Source organism: Moorena sp. SIO4A5, assembly GCF_010672005.1.
GTDB lineage: Bacteria > Cyanobacteriota > Cyanobacteriia > Cyanobacteriales > Coleofasciculaceae > Moorena.
Genome location: NZ_JAAHHZ010000120.1, coordinates 1 through 18,295, shown reverse-complemented (window position 1 = coordinate 18,295; position 18,295 = coordinate 1). Strand labels below are relative to the sequence as shown.

Sequence of the window (18,295 nt, the reverse complement as noted above, 5' to 3'; positions counted from 1 at the left end):
TATATTGGCTCTCAAACTATAGATTTTTCTTGGTTCGGGGCGGTGCGGTGCGCTTGGCTTTCCTCATCGCCATTTACTAATGTAAAGGGTAAAAAAGCGTTTGTCAACCTAAACCCGAAACTTTTTTTGGGATAAATCCTTGAAGCCTAGATATGGCAAGGGTTGTGGGATTAAAAAATTTTTCAATCCGTTTCCCAGGTTCTGATCAGGGGAAGAGGGGGAAGCTCTCAGGTCACAGGGGTGGGTTCTTTAGATTTGGGTCGGGAGTCGGGAGTCGGGAGCGCTGCGACCCGTGACCAATTTAATTAGACGAGTATAAGCGCACGCCCTGGGAGTCGGGAGAATTATTTGGGTAATTCCTGTATATCTTTAGATACATACCTGGTGACGGGCTTGTCTGTCGATCGTGGCTGTAAGTGCGTATTGGGATAACAGCTCCGATGCTCCTGAGTGAAACGGGAAATTAACCTGGATTTACGGTAACTGTCCAGGATTAATCGGTAAGTAGTGGCTGTTCCCATTCAGAGGCAACATTAATGAAGAGCCCTTTGCACTGCCACCATGAAATCCATTGTTGAACAACTTACTAACCTCGCTCTGACAAGGCATGTGCGCCAGAATAAACTATAGGGATGCAGGGTGCTGTTAGGGAAAACATGGGTTTATTATAGGGTTTAACCCATTAGCAACTGGCGTGGTTTCCACGGGGCTTACAAGGTGCGTTTACTATAAAACCCAACACTGAAAGCCCCGCGTCTAAAGACCGGGGATGAAAGTGAGTAGCGAGAAAGCGTCGCAGTCATTGTAATTTCTCAAAAAGACATCTCCATAAAATCGGCTTGAGCCAGACCTTACAAGGGTTTGAGGTTAATTTTTGGAGATGTCTAAAGTACTTGATACATCAAGTAGGAGTAGATAAACTGGAAAAATGAGTACAGGCTGAGAAACCGCAGGCTGAGCCGGGAGAGAGACCCGTAACTTACCGACCTGAAAGTAGTAATGCTCGGAGGGTAGGGAAAGTCCTCCTTAAAAACCCAACTATCGACTAACAATCGGTGTGTAAACCTAGCAGAATCACACTTTAAAAAAAAACATGGTACGGTGGGGCACACCGGAACCGGGTGAAAAGGGAGGAAACAGACTATGCACATGCACTCCTAATAAGTAGCCAAACGCTTAAGGAGAATTGCCCGCTGGGTCTACTATGAACTAAACTGAAGTCTTTGTCTTGACGGGTTTTTGGTTTAGGTATTGCTCAATTTTTGACGGCGTCAAAGATTGAAACGTAGTGGTTTAAGGCAGCTCGTTGATCTAAGAATCCCCGTTCTTTCAAGACGGGGAGTGTCAACAAACACTGGAGGTGTAAGTGAATTTTCAATCAGTAATTGCAACATTGAATCAATTCTGGGCAAAACATGGTTGCTTGATTGCCCAGTCCTACGATACCGAGAAAGGAGCAGGGACCATGAGTCCTCATACATTCTTGAGAGCTATTGGTCCAGAACCCTGGTCAGTTGCTTATGTTGAACCATGCCGAAGACCCACCGATGGACGCTACGGCGAAAACCCGAATCGCTACCAGCACTACTACCAATACCAAGTACTGATCAAGCCGTCACTGAATAATATTCAAGACATTTACCTAGATTCCCTCAAAGCTTTAGGTATTTGCCCTGAAGACCATGACATTCGCTTTGTTGAAGACAATTGGGAATCTCCTACCCTGGGGGCTTGGGGAGTTGGCTGGGAAGTCTGGTTAGATGGCATGGAAATTACCCAATTTACCTACTTCCAACAGTGTGGTGGCATTGATTGTCGTCCTGTACCCATTGAGATCACCTATGGTTTGGAACGATTAGCTATGTATCTCCAGGAAGTAGAGGCCTTTACTAAAATCCAGTGGAATGACCAAATTAGCTATGGAGATGTTCACCTTCAGGGAGAAGTTGAACAATGTACTTATAATTTTGAATCCTCTAACCCAGATTTACTGTTCACGCTATTTGGTCTTTATGAGCAAGAGGCAGAACAACTAAGCACACGAGGACTCGTTATGCCTACACTAGACTACGTTCTGAAGTGTTCTCACACTTTCAACTTACTGGACGCTAGGGGTGTGATTTCAGTGACTGAGCGCACTCGTTATATCGGTAGAATTCGCAATCTAGCAAGGCGAGTGGCTCAACTCTATTTGGAACAACGGGAGATGTTAGGGTTCCCGCTGAATAAACAGACTATAGCTTGAATCTACTACACAAAGAGCCTGACCCAATCGGTAGCAGCAAGGTATTCCTACCAGTAATCACGACTGAGAGCCTATTCGCCAGGACTTACGCAAAAATGGGCATCAAATATAGGTAGTAGGGTGAGTTATTAAGGCAAGCTAAAGGTAGATTTACTGGGTAAGTTCTGGTTTTCTCGACGCTTGTTAATGGAGGATATTGTCAGTGCTTGGAATTGCTGGATTAATGGGTCGAGCCACTACAATCCCGAGGGAATGTCTAACATGTCTGGCATACCGTTGTAAATCACGGGCAATGGTGACTCTACCAGCAGGTGATGCATGAATAAAACCCATATTCCCCTCAGCAGTACGATAGACTAAGCCAGTGTGGGTGACATCTATACCAGGAATAGTAGTAGCAATGCCAATGATATCCCCTGGTTGCAGTTGATTGTAGGCTTTCCTAATCTGATCATGGGGAATGAAATTAATAGTTGTCTGCTTGAGATTAGCTTCCATGGCTACAATACACTGGTAATTGGCCTCATCCCTGGCCAAAGATGGGTACTTACCCCTGTGTTTACTCATGTAGTTGAGGGTTTTCTGGCGGGATACTCCTCCTAACTTTAGCGCTATGTTTTTAACTGTGCCCCTTCTCTGATTGTCATCAATCCATTGAGAGAAATAGTGTAATCGGCTGCAATAGCCATTTAGATTACCATTCCCATAACGCTGGTCACGAAGGTGATTGACAAAGGTCTGCTGAGAATAATCTTTTAGGGCTATCCCTCGCGCTAGGGCTAGAATTGTTTCGACAAACAGGACGCAGTCAAATTCATTGAGAGTGATAACTAGGGTTTCTTGGCTGGATTGGTCTAATAAGTGAGCTTTGTAGCTTGCGCCCAGAAATTGCTGTGCGATCGCTTGCATGATCTCTGGGAGCGGACGCTCAGACAAGTGGTTTGCGATCGCATACTCCATCACCTGCTCGAAACGCTTTTTCTCGGCTGGGTCACTAATTTCTGGTGGGGGAAATTGGGCTATCATCAGTGACTCAGCCCTATCCTTTAATGATTCGGATATAGTGCTAGTAATTAATTTGCTAGTAATTAATCGTTTATCGCCTAGTTGACCAGATTCGGACTCAACAGTAGCTTGAGATTCTAAACCAGAAGCCACACAACACGTGAGTATATACAAAACCGCAGCTAGCCTCAAGCTTTCTTTCATTATTCAACCTAAAACCTTTAACCCAATCTATTTAAAGCAAAGGCAACAGGCAACAGGCAAGAGTTAATCAACTAGCGCTGCATCAAGACATAGAAGGATTTTGGGTAATGTCAAAAACGCTAATTATTGTTTCTATAGGAATCCTAGATGAATTGTGATAATTTTTGATGCCATATTCCATACTCCCTACTGCCTGTTCCCTGTTCCCTATTCCCTGTTCCCTTTGCTTAAGAAACAACTCCCCAATCCATATAAGGCAACCTAGCGGTTGTCGCCCGAATCGCTTCTACTTGAGCAACCAGTTGTCCACAAGTATCCCAAGTTCCAGTCAGCAGCATGTTTCTTGGTCCATCCTCCATAAACACAGAAGCCTGCAACTCACCACAATAGACTTGCATCTCTTCCAAATCCAAGGTCATCGGGATTTCAGGATTCTCATGGAGGCTTGTCTGTAATTGCTTCACGGTTTCCGAATCAGCGGTCACACAGGGAAGCCCCATCGCCAAGCAGTTACCAAAAAAGATTTCGGCAAAACTCTCTCCGACAATTCCTTGAATCCCCCATCTCGCGATCGCTTGAGGGGCATGTTCCCGTGAAGACCCACAGCCAAAGTTCCCATTTACTACTAAAACTGTTGCACCTTGATACTGGGGTTGGTCAAAGGGATGTTGTCCGTTAGCTTGAGCGCGGTCATCAACAAAAACCTGTTGTCCGAGACCATCAAAGGTCACACAGCGCAAAAATCGAGCTGGGATAATCCGGTCGGTGTCGATATCATTCCCTACTACAGGAATTCCTGTTCCGGTAATCATCTTTACTTCACTACTCATCAGACCTGCTCCTATACCATCAACTCCCGAACATCAGCCACTGCCCCTTTAACCGCTGCGGCTACAACCATTGCTGGACTCATCAATAATGTCCGTCCTGTGGAAGACCCCTGACGACCTTTAAAATTACGGTTAGAAGAGGAAGCACTAATCTGACTCCCTTGGAGTTTGTCCGGATTCATTGCCAAACACATTGAGCATCCGGGCTCTCGCCACTCAAAGCCAGCCTCCACAAAGACTTGATCGAGTCCTTCTGCTTCCGCTTCTTGCTTGACCCGTTCCGAACCTGGAACCACAAAGGCTTTGACTCCCTCAGCCACATGATGACCTTGAGCAAATTTCGCGGCTTCTCGCAGGTCAGTCAGTCTACCATTGGTGCAGCTACCGATAAAACAGACATCCACCTTTGTGCCTTGAATCTCTGTGCCTGGAGTTAGCTGCATGTACTCATAGGCTTGTTGTGCGATCGCTCTTTCCGTTTCTGGCAAACTCTCCGGTATCGGAATAGTTTCATTAACCGCAATTCCTTGACCTGGTGTAATTCCCCAGGTCACTGTAGGCGCAATGTCTGCCGCTTCAAATTTAACCACATCATCATACACGGCATCATCATCGGACCGGATACTGTTCCACCAAGCCACGGCCTGATCCCAATCTGCGTCCTTGGGAGCAAAATCTTTCCCCTTAAGATAGTCAAAGGTTACCTGATCCGGGTTAATATAGCCACACCGAGCGCCCCCCTCGATGGACATATTACACACAGTCATCCGTCCTTCCATCGACATCTGCTCAAAGGTAGTACCAGCATATTCATAGGCATAGCCAACGCCACCTTTGACCCCCAACTTACGGATGATGTGTAAGATCACATCTTTCGGGTAAACCCCTGGGGGTAAACTACCATTCACCTCAATTTTGCGAACCTTAAGCTTAGACAATGCCAAGGTTTGGGAAGCTAAGACATCACGCACTTGAGAGGTACCAATTCCAAATGCGATCGCACCAAACGCACCATGAGTCGAAGTATGGGAATCCCCGCAAGCCACCGTCATGCCTGGCTGAGTCAATCCCTGTTCCGGAGCAATCACATGGACAATGCCCTGATTCCCAGAGCCGATATTATAAAATCGAATCCCAAACTCCTTACTACTGTTTTCCAACGCTTGCATCATCTCCTCTGCCAAGACATCAGCAAACGGACGACCTTGGTTTTCCGTCGGAACAATATGGTCTACCGTTGCCACAGTTCGTTCCGGAAACAGCACCTTCAATCCCCGTTCCCGCAGCATCGCAAAGGCTTGGGGACTAGTAACCTCATGAATTAAGTGTAAACCAATAAATAGTTGAGTCTGACCCGAAGGCAACGTGCCAACACTATGTAAATCCCAAACTTTGTCAAACAGTGTTCTCGCGCTCATTTAGAAAAGGCTTCTTACCTGGAATCCAAGACAGGGGTAATGTATTTTATCCCCAGATTCTACATTTTATTCTAAAATATGTTATTTTCAACACATATTTGACAATCTTGGTAAAAAAATTAACAGCGTCCCCATAAGTATTCAGCTATCAGCTATCAGCTTATGGGCTACATCACAGCGCTTGTGGCCTGTGCCACGGTACTTGAGGTGCCATTAGCGATCAGCATTTAGCTTATGGGCTATGGGCAACCTACGATAACAGCTTTTGAATAAAACCAGTGAATAAAACCGGTAAGCATTTGTTTAATCTGTGTTACGGAAAGCTGACTGCTGACTGCTGACCGCTGACCGCTGACTGCTGACTGCTGACTGCTGACCGCTGAATGCTTACGCCTCCCCACCAATGACTAATCATCAAATAAACCTAAAATTGGACCAAGGATAGCTCCGAACACAAATCCACCAGCATGAGCCCAGTAAGCAATTCCTCCCCCCTCCATTCCCACTTGAGCCTGGGCTCCCAGACTAGCTATGCCATTAAACGCTTGCTGTAGAAACCAAAACCCTAGATAAAATACAGCTGGTATCCTAGCTACGAAAAATATGAAAAATAGGGGCACTAGAGTCAGGATTTTAGCATTAGGAAACCTGAGAATATAGGCACCCATCACTCCAGCAATTGCTCCACTAGCTCCTAAAGCAGGGATAGGAGATAGAGCTGAAAAAAACCATTGGGCTAACGCGGCTAAAGCCCCACAAGTGAGATAAAAAATTAAGAACCTTATCCCCCCAAGTTTTTCTTCAATGTTGTTACCAAAAATCCACAAAAATAACATATTGGAGCCAACATGAAGAAAGCCAGCATGGAGAAATTGGGATGTGATCAGAGTCAAGGGTTCTGGCACAGGCTGGCCCACAGGAAAACCCTCGAAGCTGGCAGTTAACTCCTTAGGTACCACAGCATAAAGCCTAAAAAACGTGTCGAGTTCTAGTTGATTTAAGCTAAGTTCATAGATAAAGACTAAAATATTGATAGCAATCAGAAGTATAGTAATATATGGCGTGATTGTGATTGGGTTTTCGTCTCTTAGGGGTACCATAAGTAGTTTCTATGAGTTCACCGAAATATTAACACCAGACTTGCATCTTTGATAGCAGTTCTCAATTAATTTCAATTAGTTGAGGTACTTACTAGGAGTCGAGCTTAGGGAGTAGGGAGCTAAGGCCGTAAGCTGCGCTTACTTGCCTACGGCCAAACGCGAACGGAGTAGGGAGTAGGAATCTACCCAAGCCCCCCTAAATCAGTGTCAGTTACCAGTTACCAGTTACCAGTTACCAGTTACCCTCAATCATGCCACAATTGAGCAACGCCATATTCTATTTAGCTTTTGGTGAATCTACCACTTCAGCAGATTAAATTGTTCCATATCCACCGTATCCCGATTACGATATATCGACAGCACAATAGCTAAACCTACCGCTGCTTCTGCAGCTGCTACCGTAATTACAAACACGGTAAACACTTGACCCTTAATCCCGGCTGAGTCCATAAAATTAGAAAACCCCATTAAATTAAGGTTGACCGCATTCAGCATTAGTTCAATAGACATCAGCACTCGCACGGCATTGCGGCTAGTTACTAGACCATAAATACCGATGCAGAACAAAGCAGCAGCAAGTAGTAAAAAGTATTGGAGTTGAAGTTCCATAAATTATGATGTTTTATGTAGGGAAGAGTAGTTTTTCAATGGGTAATTAGTGGTTGGTTGTTTACCATTGAGCGTTGACTGTCAACCGTCAACCAAACACTAACAAATACTAAACTGTTGTCTTATTTAGAATCCCCTGGCACAGAAGCAAGTTCCCGAGGACGCTCAGGCAAGGTCAAAGCTGTAGCAATTTCCTGATCTCTAGAAACCAATTCCTCAGGAATATAATCCCGACGAGCTATGATAATTGCCCCTACCATTGCCATTAACAAAAGTACAGAAGCTAGCTCAAACGGCAATAAAAAGTCACTGAAAAAATGCTGACCAATCTCCACAGCAGTATTAGTAACAACCATAGCTGGCTCAGTTTCGACGGACCATGGCGTTACCAAAACCATTGTACTCAGAAGCGCAAACAAACCAATACACACTATAGCAGTGGATCCAGTGCGCACCCAGCGCTTAGTCATTGGTTGAAAATCCTCTCGCTTATTCACCAACATGATGGCAAATAAAATTAGGACATTGACCGCCCCAACATAGATTAATATCTGTGCTGCTGCTACAAAGTCAGCATTTAGCAGAATATACAATCCAGAAATACCGATGAAAACACCAGCCAGTAAAAACGCTGAGTATACAATGTTGGAAAGAAGGACAACCCCTAAAGCCGCCCCAATCATGATCACCGATAGTATGGCAACAGAAATTAACTGAACCCCTTCCGCTAGATTCATGCTTAACTTATCTCCTCGTGATTTATTTTTGCCTAATCGTTGTTAGTGATAAGTCATTGGTCACAGTCACTAGTTAACTATTTGATAGTTAACCTTAAACCTTCAACTTTTAACCGTTAACCGTTAATCTTAAACCTTGAAAAGACCAATGACTAACAACTAACTCTTAACGTCTTCTTCCTTTGATTCCATTTGCTCGAGAATTTCCTCTGGGCGCATACCAGCCCGTTTAGAACCTGCTGGCAAATCATGAGGATCCATAACCCCCTTCGGTAGATAAGCCAATTCCCGTAGAGGAGTTACCATCGGGTCTTGGGTAACTTTATAGGGGAGGCGTCCCAGGGCTACATTATCATAGTTCAACTCATGACGGTCGTAGGTAGAAATTTCATACTCTTCCGTCGCTGATAGACAGTTAGTGGGGCAGTATTCAATGCAGTTAGCACAGAAAATACAAACTCCGAAATCTATACTGTAGTGCTTGAGATTTTTTTTCTTAGTAGCTTTATCAAACTCGTAATCTACCACTGGCAAGTTAATCGGACAAACCCGCACACAGACTTCGCAGGAAATACACTTATCAAATTCAAAATGAATCCGACCGCGATAGCGCTCAGAGGGGATTAGTTTTTCGTAAGGGTATTGTACTGTAATGGGACGCCGTTGCATGTGATCAAAAGTCACCGATATCCCTTGACCAATGTAGCGAGCAGCCTGCACAGTTTCTTTAGCGTAGTCGCCAACCTGTTTGAGGAACTTCAGCATAATAATAGTTTAGTGTCTCTCTCTTGTCTTGATTGTATTGCTGAGTATTGTGGTACTGATTTATGAATTCTCAATTATGGACTTTTTACTAATTATATCCTGTCCGTTTTAATACTTATGAGTATGGATTTATCCTGTTTTTTTTACTCAAAAATTATAAATTAAACGGACTTGATATAACTAATAACTAACCACCAAAGGCAATTGGAAATGCCAATTTAAGAGCAGCAGTTAATAGAAGATTTACCAAAGCTACTGGTAGTAGAAACTTCCAGCCTAAGTTAAGCAATTGGTCAATCCGAACCCGAGGCAGTGTCCAGCGTAACAGAATAGCTGTAAAGATCAGGAAGTAAGCCTTGAGCAGGGTCATGGTAATCCCTAAAGAGGCAGTAATCACCTGCAACCAGGAACTGGTTTCACTCACCCCTAGCCAGCCCGCAAGCTTATCCAGAGGAATGGGGAATTCCCACCCACCCAGATAGAGCACTGCTACTAGCAAGGCTGACAACACGAGATTGACGTAGGAACCGACATAGAACAAACCAAATTTCATCCCGGCGTATTCTGTCTGATACCCAGCTACCAGTTCTTCTTCTGCTTCGGGTAAGTCAAAGGGGAGTCGCTCGCATTCTGCCAAGGCCGAAATCCAAAAAATTAGGAAACCCACTGGTTGACGCCAGACATTCCAACCTAGAATGCCGTATCCCGATTGCTGATCAACGATGTCAATGGTGCTGAGGCTGTTGGACATCATGACAACAGCTAGCACCGCTAATGCTAGAGGAATCTCGTAACTGATAGACTGAGCTGCAGCTCTTAAGCCTCCGAGTAAGGAATACTTATTATTAGAGGCGTAGCCAGACATTAACAGACCAATCGGCTGAATGCTCGACAGGGCAATCCACAGGAATATGCCTGTGCCGACATTGGTAATTACCAAGTTCTGTCCAAACGGTACAATCAGGTAGGAGATAAATACCGGCAGCACAACCAGGATTGGTCCGAGGGTGAATAATAAAGAGTCCGATTTGGCTGGAATAACATCTTCTTTGAAGACGAGTTTGATTCCATCTGCTACAGGCTGGAGTACCCCTAGAGGTCCAGCGTATTCTGGACCAATGCGCTGTTGAGCAGCAGCAGAAATTTTTCGTTCTAACCAAACCACTACCAAAACCCCTACGGTGGCAACGGTAATCATCAGAAATAGGGGTAATGGCATCCAAATGGCTTTGGCTGCACCAGCGGGGATGCCTAGATCACTCAGCGATTGAATAAAACGGCTTTGGAGGTCAATTCCTTGATTCATGTTTTCCGATAAACGTTATGATTGAGACCATCGATACCGCTGGTATCAGTGGCTAGAAGTTTCTTTATTAAGATTTTTTGAGAACTTCAGTGTCTAGTATATACTTGACAGCTTAATTTCTCCCCATCACCCAATCACTCCTTGTCTATCCTAGACCTAAAGCATTGCTAGGATAGCTCTATCGCTATTGTTTTTATATATAGGGTTCATCACCAATTGGATGGGAGTGCGATCGCGCTGTATTGATACCGCTTAGGCCACGCTACGCGAACACATTTCTACTTCACACTTGTAATTCACAAACTTAAAGCTAAACTTTCAAGTAGATCGACCCATCTTTGACCCCAATGAGCCTGTGCATAAATCCTGAGTGTCCTCAGCCTGGTAACCCTGATACGGACCTATTCTGCTCAAGCTGCGGTTCTGAGTTATTGCTGGCGGGACGTTATCGGGTCAGCCGGTTACTCGGAGAAGGTGGCTTTGGACGAATCTATGAGGTGACTCACAAGGGAATTGCCAAGGTTCTCAAAATTTTGATTAACGATGAACCGAAAGCTGTGGAACTTTTTGAGCAAGAAGCCAGAGTTCTGACTCAGCTCAATCACCCAGGTATTCCTAAAGGAGAGGAAAATTTCACCTTCTTTCCCAGAAACCACCAAACCCCCCTATACTGTTTGATCATGGAAAAAATCTCTGGGCTTAATTTAGAGGAGTATCAAAAAAAGCGAGGAAATCGCCCCATTGATGAAAAATTAGCCTTGGATTGGTTATTTCAAATCGTTGATATTCTCCAAGCAGTTCATCAGGAAAACTTTTTCCATCGCGATATCAAACCTTCTAATATTATCCTGCGTCCAGATGGACAACTAGTATTAATTGATTTTGGCACAGTGCGCCAAGTTACCGACACTTATATGTTCAAACAATCTGCTGGGAATGTTACCAGTATGATTTCCCCTGGGTATACTCCCCTAGAACAAATCCATGGTCAAGCGGTACCCCAGTCGGATTTCTACGCTCTAGGACGGACATTTGTTTATTTGCTGACAGGGCAAGAACCCTCAGATTTGTATGATGCTGGCAATGATATCTTGATGTGGCGATCCCATGCACCACAGATTTCTTCGGAGTTAGCGGATTTTCTTGATAGTTTGATGGTGCGAGTTTATCAACGTCCTAAGGATACTCAGGTTCTTTGGGAAAAGTTACAAGCAATCAACTCCGAACTTAATCCTCCACGGCGATCCCAGAAACCAGATGATTCTACTGTTAATAGACCGCAATCAAGTCAAGTGGGGGGGTTTGGCAGTTTAGGAATAGCTGTAGCTGGATTTTTTAACCAATTCCAAAATTCCGACCCCTCAGCAGTCGAGGGAGTCACCCTAAAATCTTTTGACTTCGATGTGGTAACTCTAGATAAATACAGTGAAATTAAAAAGCGCCGCCGTCACCAAGCCCAATATTTCACAGAAGACTTAGGCAATGGTGTAGGGCTAGATATGGTGTACATCCCTGGGGGAAGATTCCTCATGGGTTCACCAGAAACTGAGAAGGGACATAGCGACGATGAAAGTCCACAGCATTGGGTCAGAGTCTCTCCCTTCTTCATGGGAAAGTTTGCGGTTACCCAGGCCCAGTGGCGGGCTGTAGCAACCTTATTCCAAGTCTCCCCTTCCCTAAACCCCCAGCCCTCTAAGTTCAAAGGCGATACTCTGCCAGTGGAAAAGGTATCTTGGTATGAGGCGATGAAATTTTGTGCTATACTATCTAGGCTGACTGGACGAAACTATCGGCTTCCGAGTGAGGCGGAATGGGAATATGCCTGTCGAGCTGGTACCAGTACGCCATTCCACTTCGGTGAAACCATTACTACCAATGTGGCCAATTACGATGGCAACTGTACATACAGCTCTGAGCCAGAAGGGGTATATCGAAAACAAACTACTCGTGTAGGTAGCTTTGGTGTAGCCAATTCCTTTGGTTTGTATGACATGCATGGGAATGTTTGGGAGTGGTGTGCTGACCATTGGTACCCAAACTACCTAAGCGCTCCCGTTGATGGTAGTGCTTGGCTAAGTAGTATCAATGAGTATGATCATCATTCCCGGCTTCTGCGCGGTGGTTCCTGGGATATCATTCCTGGGATATGCCGCTCGGCTTGCCGCTTCAGCTATATCCCGGCAGACAATATCGAAGCCAACATTGGTTTTCGGGTGGTGTGCGATATTAGTATTCCTTAATGGGTTGACCATGATTAATAGCCGTTGAGGGATTGTTGCTGGTCTCCTGTTGCTGGTCTCAATGGGAGCAAGAACTTACGAATGCGTTCGCGTAGCGTAGCCCTTCGGGCTAATCGCATCAATAAAACCCATACAATCAACCAATACAAGTCAGCCTTCATCCTGCAAAACCCGATAACCAATATCCCGACGGTAATACATCCCTTCAAACTGGATACAATCCATAGCGCTATAAGCAACTGATAAAGCTTGCGCTATTGTTTTACCGGTGCCGGTAACCCCCAAAACCCGACCACCACTGGTAACTAGCTCCTTCTGTTTCAGGGTAGTACCAGCACTGCAAACTATTGCTCCATGTTGTTCAGCTTGTTCAATACCAGTAATTACCTTACCCTTTTCGTAAGCTCCCGGATACCCTTTCGAGGCAGCAATCACACAAGCCGCAGCCCCTTGTTTCCAGGTAATAGTTGGTAATTCCGCCAGTCGCTGTTGGGTACAAGCCAGAAGCACCTGATCTAGGGGAGTTTCTAGCAAGGGTAGGATAGCTTGAGTTTCTGGATCCCCAAAGCGACAATTAAATTCCAGAACCGTTGGGTTTCCTTCTGGAGTAATCATCAATCCTGCATAGAGAACCCCTCGATAATCAATTCCTCTGACCTTTAAAGCTTCAAGGGTAGGATTAAGAATTTCCTTTTCAATCCGTATGCTTAGCTCTGGGGTAATAATCGGTGCAGGAGCATAAGCTCCCATCCCTCCGGTATTCGGACCGGTATCCCCTTCCCCAATTCGCTTATGGTCTTGAGCTGGTACTAAGGGACGAACCGTCAAGCCATCCGTAACAGCCAAAACCGAAACTTCTTGACCGGTGACACACTCTTCAATGACCACCGTCTCAAACCCATTCTGAAAGAGTGACTCCACAGCCGTTTCGGCTTCGTCTATCGTAGCCGCAACAGTTACTCCCTTACCGGCTGCTAAGCCATCCGCTTTAACCACAATTGGTGCTACCTGGGTTTTGACATAAGCCAATGCTGGTTCTGGTTCCGTAAACACAGCAAAACTTGGGGTAGGAACACCAGCCGACTGCATCAAATCCTTTGCCCAAGACTTACTCGACTCAATTTGTGCTCCCTCCTGGGTGGGACCAAACACAGGGATATCTTTACTTTGGAGATAGTCTGTAATACCTAATGACAGTGGCAGTTCTGGACCAACCACCACTAGAGATATATCGTTAACCAGAGCAAACTCAGCAATTGCTTCAAAATCTTGAACGTTTAATAAAAGATTTTGGCAACCTCTTAGTGTAGCGGTGCCACCATTACCAGGAACACATATGACCTGCTGAATACTTTGAGATTGCAGTAGCTTCCAAGCAAGGGCGTACTCCCTTCCCCCATTGCCGATTACCAAAATCTTCACGTTTTTTGTACACTCTGTGGTGAATAGTCTATCTTATTCTATGAGCTTACCAAAGTATTGAATCCATTTTTACCAAAAAAAAATTTGTAACTATTTAAAATAGTATGCCAGACTAGATTTAATATACATCTACATATCAACTAGTCTAACTAAAGCTTAGGCAATAGTTTGAAATCTTAAATTTATGGCTCTTAATATCGTTACGGGTGCTGCGGGTTTTGTCGGTTCTCACCTAGTAGAAACCCTTTTGAATCAAGGTGAGCGAGTGATTGGTATTGATCAATTTAACGATTACTACGATCCCAACCTCAAGCGCCGGAATATTGAAAATTTTAAAGAGCATCCCGCTTTTGAGTTAATCGAAAGTGATATTCAGACCCTTGATTGGCGATCGCTTCTAACCGATGTAGAGGTAGTCTATCATCAGGCAGCACAAGCTGGAGTGCGTGCCAGTTGGGGGGATGGTTTTCGGGATTATACCGAGCGCAATATTAATGCTACCCAAATCCTACTGGAAGCCGCCAAAGATGCCAAACATCTGACCCGATTAGTCTACGCTTCCAGCTCTTCAGTTTATGGTAATGCGGAAGCCCTACCGACATCTGAAACAATTCTTCCCCAACCGGTTTCCCCCTATGGGGTAACCAAGCTAGCAGCAGAACACCTATGCTTACTGTATTACCATAACTTTGGTGTACCCGTTACTGCCTTACGCTATTTCACCGTATATGGACCGAGGCAGCGCCCAGACATGGCATTTCACAAATTCCTAAAAGCCATTCTCACGGATGAACCCATTAGCATATATGGTGACGGAAAGCAAACCCGAGACTTCACCTTCATCAAAGACATCATAGCCGCGAATCTGGCTGCAGGTACCACAGCAGCTGCTGTTGGGGAAGTGTTTAACATTGGTGGTGGTAGCCGAGTGGTGCTAGCGGATGTTCTCGACACGATTGAAGAAATTGTTGGACATCCCATTAAGAAAAACTACATCGAAAAAGCCAAAGGAGATGCACGTCACACTGCAGCAGACATTACCAAGGCCAAAACCTTGCTAAGTTATCAACCTCAGGTATCCCTATCCCAAGGCTTAGCCCAAGAATGGGAATGGATACAGACTCTTTACGCTCGTGTATAGAAATTATCTAATCTTATCTATCAATTTTCATGAATCATATCCCCCCCTTATTAAGGGGGGTTAGGGGGGATCCCTAGTCAAAGAATAGTGTATATCCCTGTTCTGTCACTCTCCGAAAAGGCTTGCCTTTTCGGAGTCTGCCGAGTATAGGCCAGGCAAGCGATAGCGTAATTTTTTCCGAGTAGCAATTCTGGAGAGTGTGAAATTGACCAAAATGCGATCGCAACACTCTATATCACCGAGTATACCTTGGCTCTAGAATTTATTAATCATAGCAGAAACCGGAAAGTGACAGAAGAGGGATATAGCAATTATCTCTCCCATGAGGTACAAATGGATCCCCCGTTGGTCCCCCTTAATAAGGGGGACTTTGAGGTTTAGAACGTACCTCGTAAATGCAATAAACGCTACTATATCATAAGTGCGATAAACGCTATCTATTGTTCTTCAAGCTACAGAAATTCAGCTAAAGCTCAACCCCAGCTATTTGAAAGGCTTGTCTAATTGCACCAGCTAATTCCGATTGGTACTGTTGCAGGTAAAACTCAGATGCTTGACGATAGGCGGACAACAGGGGACGAAAATTCTCAACCTGACCATCCACAGTTCTGATATTAAGTAAAACCCAACCTAAGTTGTGGTAAGCCTCAGCATAGTCTGGTTTTAACTGCACTGCTTTTTCCAGATAGGAGCGTGCTTGTGCCCATTGTCCCACTTTTCCTAGTAAAGTGCCTAGACGGAATAAAGCAAAGGCATCAGATGGAAATTTCTGAATGTAGGCTTGATAGGTTTGGATAGCACCCTGAGAATTCTGCAAGTGTTCCTGAGTGATTCCTTGATTCAGGGATACCCAGCTAGGAACGTCTGCTTTCTGGCTGGCTTGCTCAAAATTGGCAAGAGCCTCAGGCCACAACCCTTGCACAGCTTGCTTCCAACCTTTCAATCCCCAAGCAACTGCACTATCGGGGACTTGAGTGGTAAACTCTATAATCCGGCGCTCCACGTCCCTAGACTGTCTGGTAACAACTGCCTTTTCCAAAGCAATGATTAAATAGGGATATATCCATTGTTGTAGTTGTTGGGATTCCCTAGACTGAGCCTGTTTTGACTTGAACAGTGCCTGGGTAGCAGTACGAATTGCTCGTTTCCATTGCTGTTGATTGACATAAATCCAAGCTTGTAACCCTAGGGCAAAGGTACAGTTACTATCAATTTGCAGTGCCTTGGAAACAGCAGATTCTGCCTGTTGCCAATTGCCAAGCTTTCCCCATGCCCAAGCTAGATTAGCTTGTATCCAAACCTCTTGGGGAGCTAAGTCTGCTGCTTTTTGCAACTGTTTTACCGCTGTTGACCAATTTGATTTACGGCAGTTGACTAGTCCTAAAACCCCATAGCTCCTGCCATCATTTGGTTGTAGTTGAATCGCTGTTTGTGCTGCTACCTCAGCCTGAGCATCATTGAGATGGATCTGAACTAGGGCTAGTTCAACCGCAGCTTCACCATGGTTGGGCTGATTAGTTAGACACTGTTGATAAGCTTGAACCGCCTCTGCTAACTTTCCTTGCTTAACTAATCCCCACGCTTTCCTTTGACTGGGAGAAACAAACTTGCCTTTGAGGGCATCAATCAGTTCCTCGGCTGTCTGAAATCGCTCCTCTACCTTCATTCTCATTCCAGTTAAGATTACCTGCTCAGTTTGGGGTGTAATCTGAGCAGCTAACTGTCGTGGTGGAATTAACGTTTCTGATCCAGCCCTTTCCGTAGCTTGAGCGGGTAATTGACCAGTGAGTAATTCATACATTGACGCACATAGAGCATAGATGTCCGTAGCTGGCCAACGCTTACTCCGGTAACTGTATTGCTCAAGAGGAGCGTATCCTGGTGACAAGGTTACACTCATTTCACGGGTTTGACCGGCCATGAATTCTTTGGTAGCACCGAAATCAATCAATACGGCTCGATCTTGGTGATCAATTAGAATATTATCTGGTTTAATATCTCTGTGTAATAGTTGATTAGAGTGAACAACTTTTAACGCTTCTGCTACTTGGATAAAATAGCCCTTGAGCTTCTCTTCCGAAAGAACACCTTCTTGTTGTAAGATTTTGTATAAGGACTTACCAGAGATAAACTCCATGACTAAATAGGCAGTATTATTCTCCTCAAACCAATCATAAACCTGAGCAATATTAGGGTGGGGGCATTTTTGTAAGTAACTGGCTTCTAACTGAAATTTGTGGAGTTGTCGTTGTCGGTCAATCGGAGCAATAGAAGGGGGCCAAGTAATGGTTTTCCCAATCCTAGCTGCTTTTTCTGGCCAGAGTTCTTTGATGGCAACCTTGGCAGAGTTAGGTAGGTAAATTCCTTGGTAGGTAATGCCAAATCCCCCTTCTCCTAGGACTTTTTCTATCCGATAATGACTCTGCCTTAGGAGTGTGCCAGCAGGCAAATGGTAGGCTGATGAACTAACAGTGTCTTCAAACTCAAGAGCCGCACCACAACTAGTGCAGTAGTTGTTACTGCCAGTATTGATATGACCGCATACTATACAGGTAATAGACATTGTAGGTTTCTACAATTTTAGGAAGGCAAGAGGCAATAGGCAAGAGGCAATAGGCAAGAGGCAATAGGCAAGAGGCAATAGGCAAGAGGCAATAGGCAATAGGGAAAAAATCCTTTGTACCTCATAGCTTCGGACGTTTTGTAGTGATCTATTGGATGCGGGAGTGGATATCGTTACGGTTCAGAAGTTGGCGGGTCATGGGTCTCCTGTGACCACTGCCAAGTATGATAGACGGGGGGAGGAGACGAAGCGCTTGGCGGTGCAAAAGTTGGGGTTGTGATCAGAGGTGTTACTGGAGATCTGATTCTTCCAATTCTGCTATTTTCATCAATGCTTTTAGGGTTCCTCTCTTCAAATCTTGATTTTTGTGAACTGGAACGGATAGGATTTTTTGAGCTCCTGGCTTTTCATAAATATGATGGCTTCCTGTAATTTTTCTCAAAACCCATCCTTTTTTCTCAACAATTTTACAGAATTTTTTGCCAGAAACAGATTTCATACTGTAACTTCCACAATTTTGCTGTTTGGTTCAGGAATATAGGAATTGCTGGCAACTTCTAACCAACCTTCAATGGCATCTTGAAGATTTGCTAAAACCTCTTCCATTGTGTCTCCCTCAGTAATGCAGCCAGGTAGTGCGGGTACTTCTGCCCAAAAACCACCTTCTTCTGCTGGATGTATTGCGACCTTAATCTGCATTTGGGTTTGCT

The 18,295-nt window shown here is 44.7% G+C and carries 15 protein-coding genes; 3 read left to right on the top strand and 12 right to left on the bottom strand.

Annotated features, from left to right (window positions below):
* The first annotated feature begins 1,366 nt into the window (after nt 1-1,366).
* On the top strand, nt 1,367-2,245 hold the full coding sequence (gene glyQ, locus F6K57_RS26915) for a glycine--tRNA ligase subunit alpha (RefSeq protein WP_293019311.1): 879 nt from the start codon (nt 1,367-1,369) through the stop codon (nt 2,243-2,245).
* Between the two features lie 183 nt (nt 2,246-2,428).
* Here glyQ and F6K57_RS26910 read toward each other — a convergent pair whose 3' ends face one another.
* From F6K57_RS26910 to nuoH, 8 genes are all read right to left on the bottom strand, one after another.
* On the bottom strand, nt 2,429-3,454 hold the full coding sequence (locus F6K57_RS26910; protein ID WP_293019313.1) for an N-acetylmuramoyl-L-alanine amidase-like domain-containing protein: 1,026 nt from the start codon (nt 3,452-3,454) through the stop codon (nt 2,429-2,431).
* A 227-nt stretch (nt 3,455-3,681) separates the two neighbouring features.
* Nucleotides 3,682-4,284 (bottom strand): 3-isopropylmalate dehydratase small subunit, encoded by a 603-nt coding sequence (gene leuD / locus F6K57_RS26905; protein ID WP_293019315.1) that lies wholly within the window; start codon nt 4,282-4,284, stop codon nt 3,682-3,684.
* Nucleotides 4,285-4,295: 11 nt separating this feature from the next.
* Nucleotides 4,296-5,702 carry a 3-isopropylmalate dehydratase large subunit gene (gene leuC / locus F6K57_RS26900; protein WP_293071544.1) on the bottom strand — a complete coding sequence of 469 codons (1,407 nt, stop codon included), beginning with the start codon at nt 5,700-5,702 and terminating at the stop codon, nt 4,296-4,298.
* 407 nt (nt 5,703-6,109) lie between these two features.
* Nucleotides 6,110-6,802, bottom strand: coding sequence for a rhomboid family intramembrane serine protease (locus F6K57_RS26895; RefSeq protein WP_293071543.1), 693 nt, complete (start codon nt 6,800-6,802; stop codon nt 6,110-6,112).
* A gap of 297 nt (nt 6,803-7,099) precedes the next feature.
* Nucleotides 7,100-7,411, bottom strand: a complete 312-nt coding sequence (gene nuoK / locus F6K57_RS26890) for an NADH-quinone oxidoreductase subunit NuoK (protein ID WP_008185025.1) — start codon at nt 7,409-7,411, stop codon at nt 7,100-7,102.
* A 122-nt stretch (nt 7,412-7,533) separates the two neighbouring features.
* The gene (locus tag F6K57_RS26885) at nt 7,534-8,148 is read right to left on the bottom strand and encodes an NADH-quinone oxidoreductase subunit J (protein ID WP_293019320.1); all 615 of its coding nucleotides are present in this window, start codon (nt 8,146-8,148) and stop codon (nt 7,534-7,536) included.
* Nucleotides 8,149-8,307: 159 nt separating this feature from the next.
* Nucleotides 8,308-8,910: an NAD(P)H-quinone oxidoreductase subunit I gene (gene ndhI, locus F6K57_RS26880; protein ID WP_293045028.1), complete on the bottom strand. Its 603-nt coding sequence runs from the start codon at nt 8,908-8,910 to the stop codon at nt 8,308-8,310.
* A gap of 190 nt (nt 8,911-9,100) precedes the next feature.
* On the bottom strand, nt 9,101-10,219 hold the full coding sequence (gene nuoH / locus F6K57_RS26875) for an NADH-quinone oxidoreductase subunit NuoH (protein ID WP_293019321.1): 1,119 nt from the start codon (nt 10,217-10,219) through the stop codon (nt 9,101-9,103).
* Between the two features lie 347 nt (nt 10,220-10,566).
* Between nuoH and F6K57_RS26870 the strand changes: the two genes are divergently transcribed.
* Entirely contained in the window at nt 10,567-12,459 is a 1,893-nt protein-coding gene (locus tag F6K57_RS26870) for a bifunctional serine/threonine-protein kinase/formylglycine-generating enzyme family protein (protein WP_293019323.1), read from the top strand.
* A gap of 150 nt (nt 12,460-12,609) precedes the next feature.
* Here the strand turns inward: F6K57_RS26870 and purD are convergent, their stop codons facing one another.
* On the bottom strand, nt 12,610-13,881 hold the full coding sequence (gene purD / locus F6K57_RS26865) for a phosphoribosylamine--glycine ligase (RefSeq protein ID WP_293019326.1): 1,272 nt from the start codon (nt 13,879-13,881) through the stop codon (nt 12,610-12,612).
* Between the two features lie 184 nt (nt 13,882-14,065).
* Between purD and F6K57_RS26860 the strand changes: the two genes are divergently transcribed.
* The gene (locus F6K57_RS26860) at nt 14,066-15,022 is read left to right on the top strand and encodes an NAD-dependent epimerase/dehydratase family protein (protein ID WP_293071542.1); all 957 of its coding nucleotides are present in this window, start codon (nt 14,066-14,068) and stop codon (nt 15,020-15,022) included.
* A gap of 466 nt (nt 15,023-15,488) precedes the next feature.
* Here the strand turns inward: F6K57_RS26860 and F6K57_RS26855 are convergent, their stop codons facing one another.
* From F6K57_RS26855 to F6K57_RS26845, 3 genes are all read right to left on the bottom strand, one after another.
* Nucleotides 15,489-17,585 carry a serine/threonine-protein kinase gene (locus F6K57_RS26855; protein ID WP_293019331.1) on the bottom strand — a complete coding sequence of 699 codons (2,097 nt, stop codon included), beginning with the start codon at nt 17,583-17,585 and terminating at the stop codon, nt 15,489-15,491.
* A 289-nt stretch (nt 17,586-17,874) separates the two neighbouring features.
* A complete protein-coding gene (locus tag F6K57_RS26850; protein WP_293019333.1) occupies nt 17,875-18,084 on the bottom strand; it encodes a type II toxin-antitoxin system HicA family toxin in 210 nt (69 codons plus the stop codon).
* Nucleotides 18,081-18,284, bottom strand: a complete 204-nt coding sequence (locus F6K57_RS26845) for a type II toxin-antitoxin system HicB family antitoxin (RefSeq protein ID WP_008182203.1) — start codon at nt 18,282-18,284, stop codon at nt 18,081-18,083. The genes F6K57_RS26850 and F6K57_RS26845 overlap by 4 nt, the downstream gene beginning before the upstream one ends.
* Between the last annotated feature and the right edge of the window lie 11 nt (nt 18,285-18,295).

Bases quoted from the DNA above. Each gene is read 5' to 3' on its own strand.
- F6K57_RS26845 (WP_008182203.1), bottom strand. From the start codon at position 18,284: ATGCAGATTAAGGTCGCAATACATCCAGCAGAAGAAGGTGGTTTTTGG.
- F6K57_RS26870 (WP_293019323.1), top strand. From the start codon at position 10,567: ATGAGCCTGTGCATAAATCCTGAGTGTCCTCAGCCTGGTAACCCTGAT.
- F6K57_RS26850 (WP_293019333.1), bottom strand. From the start codon at position 18,084: ATGAAATCTGTTTCTGGCAAAAAATTCTGTAAAATTGTTGAGAAAAAA.
- F6K57_RS26855 (WP_293019331.1), bottom strand. From the start codon at position 17,585: ATGTCTATTACCTGTATAGTATGCGGTCATATCAATACTGGCAGTAAC.
- leuD (WP_293019315.1), bottom strand. From the start codon at position 4,284: ATGAGTAGTGAAGTAAAGATGATTACCGGAACAGGAATTCCTGTAGTA.
- leuC (WP_293071544.1), bottom strand. From the start codon at position 5,702: ATGAGCGCGAGAACACTGTTTGACAAAGTTTGGGATTTACATAGTGTT.
- nuoH (WP_293019321.1), bottom strand. From the start codon at position 10,219: ATGAATCAAGGAATTGACCTCCAAAGCCGTTTTATTCAATCGCTGAGT.
- F6K57_RS26860 (WP_293071542.1), top strand. From the start codon at position 14,066: ATGGCTCTTAATATCGTTACGGGTGCTGCGGGTTTTGTCGGTTCTCAC.
- F6K57_RS26895 (WP_293071543.1), bottom strand. From the start codon at position 6,802: ATGGTACCCCTAAGAGACGAAAACCCAATCACAATCACGCCATATATT.
- F6K57_RS26885 (WP_293019320.1), bottom strand. From the start codon at position 8,148: ATGAATCTAGCGGAAGGGGTTCAGTTAATTTCTGTTGCCATACTATCG.
- F6K57_RS26910 (WP_293019313.1), bottom strand. From the start codon at position 3,454: ATGAAAGAAAGCTTGAGGCTAGCTGCGGTTTTGTATATACTCACGTGT.
- nuoK (WP_008185025.1), bottom strand. From the start codon at position 7,411: ATGGAACTTCAACTCCAATACTTTTTACTACTTGCTGCTGCTTTGTTC.